This is a genomic window from Pseudomonas sp. 21 (assembly GCF_000955805.1).
In the GTDB taxonomy this organism is placed as follows: Bacteria; Pseudomonadota; Gammaproteobacteria; order Pseudomonadales; family Pseudomonadaceae; genus Pseudomonas.
In genome coordinates this window covers 318,092-332,799 of sequence record NZ_JYOA01000008.1, presented here as the reverse complement: position 1 = coordinate 332,799, position 14,708 = coordinate 318,092, and the positions used below count along the sequence as shown (strand labels likewise).

10 protein-coding genes are annotated in these 14,708 nt (G+C 63.6%); 2 read left to right on the top strand and 8 right to left on the bottom strand.

Going from position 1 to position 14,708, the window contains the following annotated elements; genetic code table 11:
- Positions 1–58 precede the first annotated feature (58 nt).
- The 3 genes from UB43_RS20705 to hmpA are packed head-to-tail and all read right to left on the bottom strand — an operon-like array spanning position 59 to position 2,725.
- A complete protein-coding gene (locus tag UB43_RS20705) occupies positions 59–1,249 on the bottom strand; it encodes an NnrS family protein (protein ID WP_045214707.1) in 1,191 nt (396 codons plus the stop codon).
- A complete protein-coding gene (locus tag UB43_RS20700) occupies positions 1,236–1,493 on the bottom strand; it encodes a hypothetical protein (protein ID WP_045214704.1) in 258 nt (85 codons plus the stop codon). The genes UB43_RS20705 and UB43_RS20700 overlap by 14 nt, the downstream gene beginning before the upstream one ends.
- A gap of 50 nt (positions 1,494–1,543) precedes the next feature.
- Positions 1,544–2,725 carry an NO-inducible flavohemoprotein gene (hmpA, locus tag UB43_RS20695; RefSeq protein ID WP_045214702.1) on the bottom strand — a complete coding sequence of 394 codons (1,182 nt, stop codon included), beginning with the start codon at positions 2,723–2,725 and terminating at the stop codon, positions 1,544–1,546.
- A 171-nt stretch (positions 2,726–2,896) separates the two neighbouring features.
- Between hmpA and norR the strand changes: the two genes are divergently transcribed.
- Entirely contained in the window at positions 2,897–4,456 is a 1,560-nt protein-coding gene (gene norR / locus UB43_RS20690) for a nitric oxide reductase transcriptional regulator NorR (protein ID WP_045214700.1), read from the top strand.
- 104 nt (positions 4,457–4,560) lie between these two features.
- Here norR and UB43_RS20685 read toward each other — a convergent pair whose 3' ends face one another.
- The 4 genes from UB43_RS20685 to UB43_RS20670 form a co-directional block, all read right to left on the bottom strand.
- Positions 4,561–5,454, bottom strand: coding sequence for an OmpA family protein (locus UB43_RS20685; RefSeq protein WP_052969586.1), 894 nt, complete (start codon positions 5,452–5,454; stop codon positions 4,561–4,563).
- Positions 5,455–5,571: 117 nt separating this feature from the next.
- Entirely contained in the window at positions 5,572–8,922 is a 3,351-nt protein-coding gene (locus UB43_RS20680) for an Ig-like domain-containing protein (protein ID WP_045214697.1), read from the bottom strand.
- 2 nt (positions 8,923–8,924) lie between these two features.
- Positions 8,925–9,695, bottom strand: coding sequence for an Ig-like domain-containing protein (locus UB43_RS20675; protein WP_256205203.1), 771 nt, complete (start codon positions 9,693–9,695; stop codon positions 8,925–8,927).
- A complete protein-coding gene (locus UB43_RS20670) occupies positions 9,695–11,557 on the bottom strand; it encodes an Ig-like domain-containing protein (protein ID WP_045214692.1) in 1,863 nt (620 codons plus the stop codon). The genes UB43_RS20675 and UB43_RS20670 overlap by 1 nt, the downstream gene beginning before the upstream one ends.
- Positions 11,558–11,894: 337 nt before the next feature.
- Here UB43_RS20670 and queD point away from each other — a divergent pair, with 337 nt between their 5' ends.
- Positions 11,895–12,251 (top strand): 6-carboxytetrahydropterin synthase QueD, encoded by a 357-nt coding sequence (gene queD / locus UB43_RS20665; protein ID WP_017516521.1) that lies wholly within the window; start codon positions 11,895–11,897, stop codon positions 12,249–12,251.
- 61 nt (positions 12,252–12,312) lie between these two features.
- Here the strand turns inward: queD and UB43_RS20660 are convergent, their stop codons facing one another.
- A complete protein-coding gene (locus tag UB43_RS20660; protein WP_045214689.1) occupies positions 12,313–14,673 on the bottom strand; it encodes a DNA polymerase II in 2,361 nt (786 codons plus the stop codon).
- Positions 14,674–14,708: the final 35 nt, after the last annotated feature.

The window sequence follows — 14,708 nt, the reverse complement described above, 5'->3', positions numbered from 1 at the left end:
TAGGAGCGGGCCATGCCCGCGAACCGCCGTCGAAGAGAGCGTTACCGCAATACTCCGATCAGCCCGGCTGCCCATCCAGCCGCGGTTTCCAGAACATCGGGCCGTAGTGCCAGGCGAACATCAGGAAGGCCACCACCCAGCACACTGCGGCGATGCTCAGCCCCTCCAGCGGCCACCAGATCACCAGCAGCACCCGCGCGACCACACCCAGGTTGAGCAGCGCGAAGGCCCAGGACATCACCTTCGGCGGTTGCAGCGGCCGGCCGGTGTGGCCGAGGCTCACCCGCGCAATCATCGCCAGGATCAGCCCGCCAACGCCGCCCACGGTGAGCGCGTGGATCGCCAGGCTGACGTTGAAGGTCGGCGAGAAGTTCCACAGCGCCATGCCCGCCGGGGCCAGCAGCATCCACAGATAGGCCAGGTGCAGCGACCAGAGCAGCGGCACGCCCCAGTAGTCCTTGTCGTACCAGCGCCACAGGCGGATCAAGTGCCCCACTGCCAGCGCAGCGAACAGCAGGCCCACCCACGGGTGCGGCGTCAGGCCGATACCGGCTGCGCTCAGCACCGCCACCAGCAGGGTGCCGCCCAGCAGCGAATTGTCCAGCCAGTTCCAGGCCGGCACCTGGGCGGTGCGGCCCAGCCCGCGCTGGGTGAAGAAGGGGATCACGCGGCCGCCGATCAAGCCCATCAGCGCCGCCACCAGCCACAGCGCACCCAGGGCGCCACTGCGTTGCCAGGCATCGTTGCCGGTCCAGACACCGACCATCACCAGCGCGTCGGCGACTGTCAGCAGGCTCAGCACCACGATGATCGGGTAGTTGCGCTTCTGCCGGACCAGCCACAGGCTGCGACCGATGAAGAAGGCCAGCGCCGGCATGAACGCCAGCTCCAGCACGGTGACCAGCCACAGCGGCGCGCCCACGAGCCAGCCCACCCGCGCCGCCAGCCAGACCAGCGACAACACCATCAGCGGCTTGCCGCTGACACCGGGGCGACCGGTCCAGGTCTGCACGGCGGTCAGCAGGAAGCCGGCGATGATCGCCGCCGCGAAGCCGAAGAGCATTTCATGGCGGTGCCAGGCCAGCCAGCCGCCGAGCGGTTGCCAGGCCGGCAGCACGCCGAGCAGCACCGCCGCCCAGGCCGCGATGGCGATCAGCGCGAACACTGCGCCACCGAGAAAGAACGGGCGGAATCCCAGGCGCCACAGGGGGGGTATGGTCAGCAGAGCCTTTCGATCAACCAGTAACACAGCAAGCCTCCCAGCCTTCCTTGCGCATCTGATGTTGGGCCACCAACCGCAGCACGTAGCCCAGCTTCAATAGTGTCGGGCCGAGGATAGTGAAGGCATGCGCTGCGACAATGCTTTGCAGGTTCAGATGGCCATCGACGAAATAGGCTCCCGCGACGCCCAGCAGCAGTAATACGAGCCCGCCGGTCAGCAGTGACCAGGACATCGACAGGTTGCGTTGCGGGCAGGCGAAAAGACTTTCCATCACACACCTCCTCGGGTTGCGCCGGCCCGCCGTCGGGCCGGCGCTCAGGTTCAGGCCTCCAGCGCGCTGGCCGGGCCGAAGAACTCGTAGTGGGACTGCTGCTCGGGCACGCCGATCTCGCGCAGGTGGCGCTTCACCTGGACCATGAACGGCTTGGGACCGAGGAAATAGGCGTCCAGGTCACGGTCTTCCGGCAGCCAGTCCGCCAGCAGCTCGCGGCTGAGGAAGCCTTCGACGTGGGACGCCTCCTGCGCGCGCGGTTCGCTGTAGCAGAAGTAATGCTTGAGTTGCGGATGCGCATCGGACTGCGCCTCGACCCATTCGCGGAACGCGTGCACGCCACCGTGGCGGGCGCAGTGGATGAAGTGCACTTCGCGACCGGATTCCAGCGCCGGCTTCAGCATGGCCAGTGCCGGGGTGATGCCCACACCGGCGGTGATCAGGGCCAGGGGCTTGTCGCCACCGCGCAGGACGAAATCGCCCGCCGGCGGGAACAGGTCCAGCTCATCGCCAACATTCAGGCAATCGTGCAGGTAGTTGGAAACCTTGCCTTCGGGCTCGCGTTTCACGCTGATGCGGTACTCACGGCCGTTGGGCGCGTCGGACAGCGAGTAGGTGCGGCGCACTTCCTCACCACCGATGTCGAGGGACAGGCCGATGTACTGGCCGGGCTGGAAGTCCAGCAGCGGTTCGCCATCCAGCGGTTGGAAGTAGAACGAAGTGATTTCCTCGCTCTCGATGTCCTTGCGGGCGATACGGAAGCGCCGTGCACCACGCCAGCCGCCGCGTTGCTCGGCATTCTGCTGATACACCGACTCCTCGGCGCCGATCAGGATGTCGGCCAGTTGGCCATAGGCGGCGGCCCAGGCGTCGATCACCGCTTGAGTGGCGATCTCCTCGCCCAGCACCTCGCGGATCGCCCGCAGCAGGCAGCTGCCAACGATCGGGTAGTGTTCCGGCTGAATCTGCAGGGCAACGTGCTTGTTGACGATCTTCGCCACCAGCGGGCCGAGTTGCTCCAGCTCATCGATGTGGCGGGCGTACATCAGCACACCGTTGGCCAGCGCGCGAGGCTGGTCGCCGGAAGCCTGATGCGCCTGGTTGAACAGCGGACGAACCTCCGGGTACTCGCTGAGCATCATCTTGTAGAAGTGCTGGGTCAGGGTCTCTCCGCCGGTCTCCAGCAGCGGGACAGTGGCCTTGACCAGGGTACGGTGTTCGTTGGACAGCATGGGGATCTCCTCGGGTTGGCCAGGCAGTGAGTGGGGCCGCCTGTGCTTTCTGCCAGAGGTATTTCAGGAAGCGTGCCAACCCTGCAGCCCAGTATTCACGGGACTCTCGCCAGAAACTGAGTCATAATGACCTGAATCGCCCCAAGTCATAATGACTGCATAGAGGTCAAAATGACCCGAAACCCCCTGCTTGCCACGCTGTTGCCACTGGTTGCCGACCTGTCCCGCGAACTGCCGGAAAGCGAACGCTATCGCCGCCTGCTGGAAGCCCTTCGCGGCCTGCTGCCGTGCGACGCCACCGCCTTGCTGCGCCTGGAGGGCGATCAACTGGTGCCACTGGCCGTCGATGGCCTGAGCCAGGACACCCTCGGCCGCCGTTTCAAGATCAGCGAGCATCCGCGCCTGCGCGCCCTCATCGAGCATCCCGGCCCGACGCATTTCGCCGCCGATTGCGGCCTGCCAGACCCCTACGACGGGCTGGTGGAGGGTTTGCACGGCCACCTGGAGGTCCACGATTGCCTGGGCTGCCCGCTGCTGGTGGACGAGCAGCCCTGGGGCTTGCTGACCCTTGACGCACTGGATCCCGAGCGTTTCTCCACCGGCGACCTGGACAACCTCGAAGCCTTCGCCAGCCTCGCCTCGGCCACGGTAAAGGCCAACCAGCGCATGACCGACCTGGCCCAGCGTGCCGAGCTCGAGCAGCAACGCGCCGACGCCTACCAGCGAGCCTCAGGCGACCAACCCAAGGAGTTGATCGGCCAGAGCAAGACGCATCAGGCACTGATGAATGAAATCCAGGTGGTGGCCGGCAGCGACCTGAGCGTGCTGATCACCGGTGAAACCGGCGTCGGCAAGGAGCTGGTCGCCCAGTCCATCCACGCCAATTCCCTGCGGCGCACCCAGCCGCTGATCAGCCTGAACTGTGCGGCGCTGCCGGAAACGCTGGTGGAAAGCGAACTGTTCGGCCACGTCCGTGGCGCCTTCTCCGGTGCCGTGGGCGAGCGGCGCGGCAAGTTCGAGCTGGCCGACGGCGGCACCCTGTTCCTCGATGAAGTGGGCGAGTTGCCGCTGGCGATCCAGGCCAAGCTGCTGCGCGTGCTGCAGAGCGGCCAGTTGCAGCGCCTGGGATCGGACCGCGAGCACCATGTGGATGTGCGCCTGATCGCCGCCACCAACCGCGACCTCGCCGAGGAAGTCCGCGCCGGCCGCTTCCGCGCCGATCTCTACCACCGCCTGAGCGTCTACCCACTGCGTGTTCCGCCCCTGCGTGAGCGCGGCAACGACGTGTTGCTCCTGGCTGGATACTTCCTCGAACAGAACCGCCCGCGCCTGGGCCTGCGCAGCCTGCGTTTGACCCGCGAGGCCCAGGCCTCGCTGGTCGATTACGCCTGGCCAGGTAACGTGCGCGAGCTGGAGCACCTGATCGGCCGCGCCTCGCTCAAGGCCCTGGCCAACCATTCGCAGCGCTCACGCATTCTCAGTCTTGGGGTCGACGACCTGGCACTCTCCGCCCATCACAGCAACGCCACCGATACGGGAGCCAGCCAGGACGATGGCATCGCGGAAGCTGATCTGGCGGGAGAACTGCGCCCGGCGGTGGATGCCTTCCAGCGCCGCATGATCAGCCAGAGCCTGGAACGCCACGAAGGCAACTGGGCAGCTGTCGCTCGCGAGATGGGCCTGGACCGCGCCAACCTCAACCGCCTCGCCAGACGCCTCGCCATCAAGTGAAGGCTCCTGAGCCGCCAAGGCAAGGTGGGTAAAATCCCTGGTCGGCTCGGAGGGTATTCTTTCCCGGCGCGGTAAGACCGTGGCTTACCCGCGCCGGGCCGTTCTCAGTCGGCCGAATGCTGGCCGCGAATCACCAGGTCCACCCGACGGTTCGGCGCGTTACAGTCGATGCGCTGCTTGCGAGTGCCGCTGTCGCACTGCACTACCGGCTCGCTGCTGCCATGGCCCACGGCACGGATGGACTCGGTGCCGATGCCCAGTTGCAGCAGTACGTTCTTCACGGTTTGCGCACGGGCTTCGGACAGGCGCTGGTTGGACTCGGCGTTGCCGATCGGATCGGCATGGCCGGCCACTTCCACGCTGTCGACGTGTTGCGACTTGATCGACTCAGCGACCTTGCGCAACTCCTCGTGGCCCGCCGAGGTGATATCCGAATAGCCGCTCTTGCCAAAGTGGAACAGCACGTCGCTGCGCAGGCTCAGCCTGGTGACGGTCTGGCACGGGGTCACAGAGGACGCACGGCTGATCACGTGGATCTGCTTGCGCAGGCCTTGCAGGCTCTGGTCGGCGTCCTTGCCGGTGTGCACGATGGGGGTGCTCTGGCCGGCGGCGACCGGGGCTTCCAGCACGTAGGTCTGGCCGCCGCTGAACTTGGCGAAGGCCTGGGGGTTGCGCTTGCCGGTGTACAGCGGCGCGTCGCCAATATAGGACTCCACCGAATGCTCGCCCGCCGGGACGCAGAAGGCGGTGTAGCCGCCGGGCATCAGCGCGCTTTGCAGCTCGCCGTCGATGTAGACGTGGGCGGCTTCCTTGCCATTGTCCAGGCCACGGTACATGACGATCTGGGTTTGGCTGCCGATCACCGACTGGACCTTGGTGTAGGACTCGCCGTAGATGGAGTCGTTTTGTGCGAAGGCGGCCGAGGCGAAGCCGATGGCTGCAACCAGGGCGCTCAGGCCGGCGACTGTGCGCAGCGGCTGATAAAGGGAAATGTTCATTGGGGTAGTTCTCCGAAATCCCCGCCGCCAGGCAGCGGGGTCTCATATCGAAATTCGTCGAGGTAAGGCTGGGAGCCGGGCCCGGCGCCGGAGCGCCGGGCCCAACTGCCAGGCGGCTTAGACCAGGTGCACCTGCACGCCCTGCTGGATCAGCAGTTCGGCATCGCCAGTGGAGTTCTGGTAGACGTGGTAGGAGACTTCGCCCACCGCCATCGTGCCCTTGTCGGACCAGGTGCCATCCTTGCCGGCAGCGGACTGGTGATCGAGGTTGACCACGTCGTCGCTGTTGCCTTGCACCATCATCTGCACGCTGTGCTTGTCGGTGCTGTGGAACAGGTCGGCCTGACCGTTATCCAGCACGTCCTGGAGCGACAGCTTCAGGGTGTTGGCGCCATCACCGCTGAGGTCGATGACCTCCATGCCGGTGATCTTGCCGTGGGCGCTGGTCAGGTCCAGGACCTGGTCGTGGCCTTCCACCTTGAGCACGTCCACTCCGTTGCCGCCGTGGATGCCCTGGTTGGCGTCGCTGGCCAGGTAGTCCGAAGCAGAGGCCCACAGGCTCACCACCTTGCTCTCGCTCGGTGCGCCGAAGAAGGTGTCCGAGAGACCCTGGATCTCGTGGATCTGGGTCGGCAGATTCAGTGCTGTGACCGTTTCCGACTGCTGCGTCGTATCGTCCGAAGCCTGGGAGTTGGTCGTGCCGATATCGGGCTGTTGCGCCAGATACTCGGAGCCGAATGCGTCGTCAGCGGTCGCGGCCAGGGCCATCCGAACGCCAGAGACTCCCTCGACCAGGCTGATGCTTACATCATGCTGTACCAACTCGACACTCACATCCTGCTGTATCAGTAGCTCAACCTTGTTGAAGGCTGTGCCAGTCGTGGTGACGAAGCGGTAGGTGTTATAGATCAGCCCATCAATGGTTTCGGAGGTTCCCTCGAGCCAGTGGCCAGAGCTGACGCCATCAGGCAGCGCATCGCCCAGGCTAACCTGGTCGCCCAGGTCACCCTTGACCATCAGTTGCAGGTGATCGTCGGTGATGAAGGCGTTCTTCTCACCCAGATGCAGCACATCGCCCAGTTCCAGGCTCACGGTGTTGTTGCCGCTGCCGGTGATGTCCAGTACCTCAACGCCATCCAGCTTGCCGGCCTTGATCAACACCGATACATCCAGGAGTTGACCGGCACCGGTCAGTTTCAGCGTATCGAGGCCGCCATTGCCATGAACGCCAGTACTGTTCAGTGCCGCCACGTCGGCGACGTTGAAGGTGTTGTTGCTGTTGTCGCCGTAGTAGTCGGCGGAACCCGCGATCAGCGTTTGGACGGCGGAGGCGGCTGTATAGACCCGATAATCAGGTGTATCGGGATTTAGGATCAGGTTATCCAGTGCGATCCAGTCATTGCCAGAGTCAATCTCGAAACGGTTGAACGTGGCACCGGCCTGGACGGTGTACAGGTAATTCCCGTTAAAGTACCCGGCTTGGGTGGTATTCGCGTATTGATGGAGATCCCAGGTATCGACCAGCGTACTGTCGTCGTAGAAGCGGATGCACTGGCCTTTGAAGCTTCCAGACTGGATATCGTAAAAATCCGCTGAAATCTTCCAGGCGGAATTACCATCCTTCAGATCGACTCTGAGTACTCCCCCGACTTCCAGCACCTTCGAGACGTTCCCCCACTGGGAGTTGGGATACGTAGAGGCATCTGCCACGCCGGTCCGATTAACTGGGCCCGCCTTCATGTAGGTAATGATCATGTTACCGAGGTCATGGGTGGTACCAACGGCCATTCCCGTGCCCCCCGTCCCCATGGAGCCGTTGCCATCGAGTGTTTGCTCCTCGAAGTTCTCCCTGAGCACCCTCGATTTCATTGACAGATAGTCCGACACGTTACCCGCGCGATCCACCAGCGCCGCCTGGATGTCGCCTACCAAGGTCGCCCCGCTCACCGCCACGCTGGCGCTGCCTGCAGCGATCTCCGCCGCCGTCAAGGCGTGGCTGAAGTGCTTGCCAGCCACGATCACGTCAACCAGATCACCCACCTCCTTATCCGCCCCGTTAAACGCCACCGTGGCAACGTTGTTGGCGTAAGTCAGGTCCGTGGCGTGACTCGGAGCCACCTGATCCAGAATGACCGCCTGGCTGCTGACCGTCCCAGCCATGCCGCTGGAGTTGACCACGCGAGTCTGGATGGTCCAGTTGCCGCTGTGGGCGTTCGGGTCCATCACATCCCACTTGTTGCCCGAGACGTAGGCGTCGGTCCACGTGCTGCCACTATCAGTGGAGACCTGCACTTTCTCGCCTGCGTTCAACGTGCCGTTGAGGGTGCCGCTGATCAAGCGACCGGCAGCACCGTTATTGGTCAGCCAGTCAGCCGCACTAACACCACTGTCCTTATCCATGGCGGAAATCTGTGCGATAGCCGTCGGAACCAATCGCACCTCGTAGCCGTGCGTGGTGGTGACATCGGTGAAGTTACCCGCCGCATCAGTGGCGTGCAGCTTGCCATCCACCACGTGGTCGCTGTCGTCCACCAGATCGCTGCCGGCTACGCCGGTCACGGTCCAGTTGCCGGCGGCATCCACCGTGCCCGTGTAGTCCTTGCCATTGATGGTCAGGGTGACGATGTCCCCCTCGCGTGTACCGGTGGAAGTACCGGTGATATCGACATTACCCGCCGCTTCCGTGGCATCGATAACGTCGTCGCCTGTCAACTTGTCGATGAGCAAGGTCACGCCATCGGGCGGCGTAGTCTTGACCTCGATTGGGTAGTCGCTCGAGTAAGCACTGATATTGCCCGCGCCGTTGACAAGGGTTGCCTTGAATAGGTGGTTACCATCACTGAGTTCAGCTTCCAGTCTGTAGTGCCATTCGCCAAGGCTATTGACCGTGGTGGTGCCGACGCCCACACCATCGACGTAGACATGCACGGTGCAGTCGGCAAGACCCGCCGTACCCTGGATCGTCGGCTTCTTGTCATCGGTCACGCCATTCGGCAGAACGTTGCCGGTGACGGGGCCGTAATCGTCCAGTACGCCGGTGATTACCGGTGCGTCCGGCTTACCACCGTGCCCGACATAGAAGTCACGCTCGTTGCTGCGCCCACTTTCGTTGCCGGCACGGTCGAAGGCCTCAGCCATCAATTTGACGTCGCTCGCCAGCGGTGACTTGTATTGCTCGCCGCTCAGCGTCCAGTTGCCATCCTTGTCACCCGTGGTGCGGCCTACTTCGACTTTGCCACCATCGACAACGTTGTAGACCACGATGGTCAGCCCAGCCTCGCCGGAGGTACCGGAGATCACTGGCTTGTTGTCGTCGGTGCTCATGCCATTGGTTACTTCACCGGTCCAGTCGCCAACGTTGTCGATGACGTGGTCGATGTGCGGGGCATCCGGCGCGGTAATGTCGATGTTGAGGACGTACGGCGAGACCTTGTCGCTCCAGTTGCCCGCCGGATCCTTGGCCCGCACAGTCAGGGTGTGAGCGCCGTCAGCCAGGGGGTGACGTCCAGCGTCCAGTCGCCATTGCCATCGGCGACGGTGCTGCCGACCAGGGCATCCTGGTCGCTGTACACCTCGATCTGGCTATTGGCCTTGGCCTTGCCATGCACTTCCGGGGTGGCGTCGTTGGTGTAACCGAAGCGATCGATCAGTACCAGGCCCGTGCCTTCGTCGTTGAACACGCCAGTAATGCTCGGCGCGTTCGGGTCGATGTCCGTGGAGAAGGTGATGTGGTTGCTCTTCGCGCCTTCGTTCTTGGCGAAGTCGGTCACGGTGATCGAGATGTCATGCGGCCCCTGCGGCGCCGAGACGTTGAGCGTCCAGGTGCCGTCCGGGTTCACAGTGGTGCTGCCAATGGCTCTGCCGTCGTCGTAGACGGTGACGATGAAGCCTGGGGGCAGGGTCTGACCCTCGGTATTCTTCACGGTCGGCAGGTCATCGTCGGTCACTTCGCCGCCCTGGATCGGCCCGGTGTGACTGCCAACGTCGTCGATGATTTCCCATTGTTCGGGCTTGAGCGGCTCCGGCGGGATGGTGTCGACGTTGAAGATGAACGGGCCAGCTTTGGTGCTCTGCATACCCGCGTCGTTCACGGCAACGGCGTAGATCTTGTACTGGCCATCGGCGCTGCCGGCCGGCAGGTTGATGTGCCACTGGCCGTTCGCGTCAGCATCGACCGTGCCCAGCAGGGTGTCGCCGTTGAACACTTTGACGTGGACGTTCGCTTCGGCCGTGCCGCCGATCAGTGCGGTGTTGTCGTTGGTGTAGCCATCGAACTACCGCTGACTTCCGGCTGACGATCGTCGGTCGGCACTGCGTTGCTGATCTCGCCGGTGATATCGCCGACACGGTCAATGACGTGGTCGATGTGCGGGGCATCCGGCGCAATGCTGTCAACGATGAAATCGAATGGCGCGGACTTCGCGCCTTCGTTACCGGCCACGTCCACGCCGGAGAACTGGAAGTTATGATCGCCCTCCTCGAGCTTGATGGCCGGCTCATAGCTCCATTTGCCGTCAGCATTGGCGGTGGTGGAACCAATCAGCACGCCATTGTCGTAAACCTTGACCTGGGTGTTGGCTTCGGCGCCCGAGCCATTGAAGGTCGGCTTCGAGTCGTTGGTGTAGTCGCCCTTGTGAATCTCGCCGGTAATGGGCGCGATGTCGTCGATCACGCTGTCCAGTTGCAGTGCATTGGGCTTGTGCGTGTCGATATCGATGGTGATGACGGTCGGCTTGCTGGTATTGCCAGCAGCGTCCGTGGCCTCGACCTTGATGGCGTTGTTGCCGTCGGGCAACGGCTTGGTCGGGGTGACCGACCAATCACCGTGCTGGTCGGCAGTGGTGTGGATCAGTTCGCCCGTCGGGAAGGTGACGGTGACGTCCGCGCCCGGCTCGGTCTTGCCGTCAATTGTCGGGGTGGTATTGCTGGTAATGCCATCGTCCTTGATGCCGGTATCGGAGGCCGGGTCCAGCCAGGCTTTCGGCGCATCAGGGGCAATGGTGTCGATAATCACCGCGAGGGTGATCTCGGTTTCGTTACCGGCCGGATCACGCTCCTTCACCTTGATCTCGGCACCATCTTCAGGCAGAGGCTGCGTGGGCGGCGGTGCCACCCAGGTACCATCGTCCCTGACCTCGACGGTGACTGTCTCGCCGGTGGGATAGGTGATGATGATGGTATCGCCCGGCGCACCCTTGCCATCGATGATCGGCTTGTTGTTCGGCGAATACTGCTCGCCGTCGTGAATGACCGCGCCTTCGATTTCTGCGAAGGGCGCGGTGGGCGGAGCGGTGTCGACAGAGAAGTCGATCACGTGCACCGGCGTGCCGGGCTTCTTGCCCGACTCGTTCTGGGTGATGTCGATACTGTGGCCGCCATTACTCAAATCGCTGGCGGGGACGAAGTTCCACTTGCCATCCTGACCGACGGTGGTGCTGCCGATTTCCACACCGTTGTCGAGAATGTGAACGATCGCGCCCGGCACGCCATCGCCGGAAATGCTCGGCCGGTTATCGTCGGTGATTCCGTCATTGGCCAGGTCGCCCTGGATCGGGCCGACATGGTCGGTGACCCTGGTGTTGGTGACGCTGGCACTGGTCTTGGTGTGCTTCTTGTCATCGTCCTTGGTGGCGGCATAGGCACCGCCTGCGCCGACAGCAGCCAGCAGCGGCCACAGTAGGAAACCGCTGGACTCGGTGATCTCACCATTAACCAGCGGCGCCGCGCCCAACGGGTTGCCACCCAGGGCGATGGGGGCCATTTCGCCGTCAGCCATCGTCAGCAGGCCGTGGAAGCCTTCGCCGTCAGTACGCACGTAGGCATACAGCTCGTTGCCTTCAGATGCACCGTACAGCTGCGCATCCATGCCTTCGGCGAAGAAGTCCGTGATGGTCAGGTCAGGCTTGTCGCTGCCTTCGAAGAAGACCTGCAAGTCTTTGCCGTCGCGTTTGACGGTGACGTTTCCGGGAGCGAAGGTAGTGTCATCGATCTGAAGCAGGTACTTGGTGCCAGCGTGCGCCTTGACTTTGCCACCTCCCTTGAAGCCAACACGCTTGGCTTCGCTTTCGCTCACGGCAATCAGGCCAACACTTTCCGTATCCATTTGCACTTCCTCGCTCCGTTCAGGACAAAAATCTGTGGCCGCGAGCTTATGCAATTGGTGCGTAGGAAAGGCCCAAGGATCATCGGGATGCCGCCCATTAGCTAGGGCGATGAACTACGCAGGACGATAGTAGACAAGTGAAACTGGCTGTCTGATTTACCTGAAAGCTAGTCAGTTGATGAACGAAAGTTGCCGACGCCAGCCTTGAGCGGGGCCTAGCAATCACTTACGCCGCTGGCTGGATCGAACGATCCCCATGACGCGATGGTGGTAAACTGTATGCCCATTTTCCCGCCGGCCCGATCCAGGGCCGGCGATCGTCACAGAGCGCGCCACCTTGGAATTGTTCAAAGAGTTCACCTTCGAATCCGCCCACCGCCTGCCCCATGTTCCCGCCGGGCACCAGTGCGGACGCCTGCATGGCCACTCCTTCCGGGCCGCCATCTACATCGAGGGCGAGGTCGATCCGCATACCGGCTGGATTCGCGATTTTGCCGAGATCAAGCAGATCTTCAAGCCGATCTACGACCAGCTTGACCATAACTACCTGAACGACATCCCCGGCCTGGAAAACCCCACCAGCGAGAACCTCTGCCGCTGGATCTGGCAACAGCTCAAGCCGCTGCTGCCGGAGCTGTCCAAGGTGCGAGTGCACGAGACCTGCACCAGCGGCTGCGAGTATCGCGGCGACTGAGGCATTCCAAGCCATGAAAAAGGCCGGCAAATGCCGGCCTTTTTCATGCAGGCGCCAGGATTCAGAACAACCCCATCTGCCGGTCGATCAGCGCACTGAAGTCATCGTCCACGAAGGGCAGGATGGCGTCCGCGATGGGCTGCAGCTGCCGGCTGACATAGTGGTCGTAATCGATGGGGGAGCCGAGCGTTTCCAGCGGTTCCGGGCCGTTGACCGTGATCACGTAGCTGATCCAGCCACCGCGCTGGTACTGGCGCGGGCGGCCCTGGCGCTCGTTGTAGTCGTCGGCGATGCGCGCCGCGCGCACGTGGGGCGGCACGTTGCGTTCGTAGTCACCGAGCTGGCGGCGCAGGCGCTTGCGGAAAATCAGCAGCTCGTCCTGCTCGCCGGCGAGGGTGCGGTTCACGTAATCGCGCACGTAATCGCGATACGGCTGACGCTGGAAGATGCGCAGATAGAGCTCCTGCTGGAACTGCTGGGCCAGCGGCGACCAATCCGTGCGCACGGTTTCCAGGCCTTTGAAGACCATTTCGTCGCTGCCGTCCTCACGCCGAACCAGGCCGGCATAGCGCTTCTTGCTGCCCTCTTCCGCGCCACGGATGGTTGGCATCAGGAAGCGCCGGAAGTGTCGCTCGAACTGGATTTCCAGGGCGCACTCCAGGCCATGTTCCTCGCGCAGGTGCTGCACCCACCACTGGTTGACGTGCTGCACCAGCTCGTGCCCGATCCGAGCTGCCTCTTCTTCGCCATGGGCACGGCCGAGCCAGACAAAGGTGGAGTCGGTGTCGCCGTAGATCACCCGGTGCCCCTGACCTTCGATCAATTCTCGGGTACGACGCATGATTTCGTGGCCGCGCAGGGTGATCGATGAGGCCAGGCGCGGATCGAAGAAGCGGCAGCCACTGGAGCCCAGCACGCCATAGAAGGCGTTCATGATGATCTTCAGCGCCTGGGACAGTGGCGCGTTGCCCTCGCGCTTGGCGGCGTCGCGACCCTGCCAGACGCGCTCGACGATGGCCGGCAGGCAATGCTGCGTACGCGAAAAGCGCCCGCCACGGAAACCGGGGATCGAGGCCTCATCCGACGGGTCGCTCAAGCCTTCCACCAACCCCACCGGGTCGATCAGGAAGGTGCGAATGATCGACGGATACAAGCTCTTGTAGTCCAGCACCAGCACCGACTCATAGAGACCCGGCCGCGAGTCCATGACGAAGCCACCGGGGCTCGCCTCCGGCGCCTTGCCGCCGAGGTTCGGCGCGACATAGCCCAGCCGGTGCATCGGCGGCAGGTACAAATGCGTGAAGGCCGCCACCGAGCCGCCGCTGCGATCGGCCGGCAACCCGGTGACACTGGCGCGCTCGAGCAGGAAGTCGAGGATGCGGGTCTTCTCGAAGATGCGCGTGACCAGCTCGCAGTCCTTGAGGTTGTATTTCGCCAGCGCCGGCTTGTCCTCGGCGAAACGGCGGTCGATCTCGGCCATGCGGTCGTAGGGGTTGTCGATGGATTTGCCCTCGCCCAGCAGAGTCTGCGAGACGCTTTCCAGGCTGAACGAGGGGAAACTCCAGAACGCCGAGCGCAGTGCCTCGATGCCGTCGATGATCAGCCGCCCCGCCGCCGCGGCGAAGTAGTGGTTGCTTGAGGCATGCTGCCGCCAGCCCATCTCGTCTCCGCCACGGCCCAGGCGCAGGGGAATCTCCAGGCGCTTGGCGTGTTCCTGCAGCACACGCAGGTCGAACTGCACCAGGTTCCAGCCGATGATGGCGTCGGGATCGTGCTCGGCCAGCCACTGGTTCAGACGCTCCAGCAGTTGCGCGCGGCTGTCGCAGTACTCCAGCTCGAAATCACGCTCGCCGTCGATACCATTGGCAGGGCCGAGCATGTACACCTGGCGCTGGCCGCAGCCCTCCAGGGCGATGGAATAGAGGTCGCCACGGATGTTGGTTTCGATGTCCAGCGAGGCCAGCTTCAGCTTCGGCCGGTACTCCGGCGCCGGTCGCAGTTGCGCCGCGACGACGCTGCAGCCCTCGCCCGGATCGCCGCTGAAGGTGACCGGGGCGGTGATGAAGCGCTCCATCAGGTAACGCTCGGGTGGGCGGATGTCCGCCTCGAACACTTCTACGCCAGCCTCGCGCAGGCGCTTTTCCAGGTTCATCAGCTGGCGATGCTGCTGGCAGTAGAGGCCCAGCACCGGGCGTTGCTGGAAGTCGCGCAGGCCCAGCGGGCGCAGTTCGGCGCCGCGCTCGCCGGCCAGCAGCTTCTCGGCGCGGGCGCGCTGCTCGGCCGGCACGAAGGCCACCGAGGTCTGCGGCGGAAGCAGCACATGCCGGGGCCCTTCGTCGGTGGCCAGCCAGAAGCCCACCTCGGTGCCTTCGGGCGTATCCCGCCAATGTCGGGTCAGGACGAAACCCTGCCTTGCCTCCACGCTCTAACCACCCGTCTGTCGAATCAGAACGTCAT

What these genes read in the sequence shown, in the direction of transcription:
- UB43_RS20700 (WP_045214704.1), bottom strand. Translation starts at nt 1,493, where the DNA reads ATGGAAAGTCTTTTCGCCTGCCCGCAACGCAACCTGTCGATGTCCTGG.
- hmpA (WP_045214702.1), bottom strand. Translation starts at nt 2,725, where the DNA reads ATGCTGTCCAACGAACACCGTACCCTGGTCAAGGCCACTGTCCCGCTG.
- norR (WP_045214700.1), top strand. Translation starts at nt 2,897, where the DNA reads ATGACCCGAAACCCCCTGCTTGCCACGCTGTTGCCACTGGTTGCCGAC.
- UB43_RS20685 (WP_052969586.1), bottom strand. Translation starts at nt 5,454, where the DNA reads ATGAACATTTCCCTTTATCAGCCGCTGCGCACAGTCGCCGGCCTGAGC.
- UB43_RS20670 (WP_045214692.1), bottom strand. Translation starts at nt 11,557, where the DNA reads ATGGATACGGAAAGTGTTGGCCTGATTGCCGTGAGCGAAAGCGAAGCC.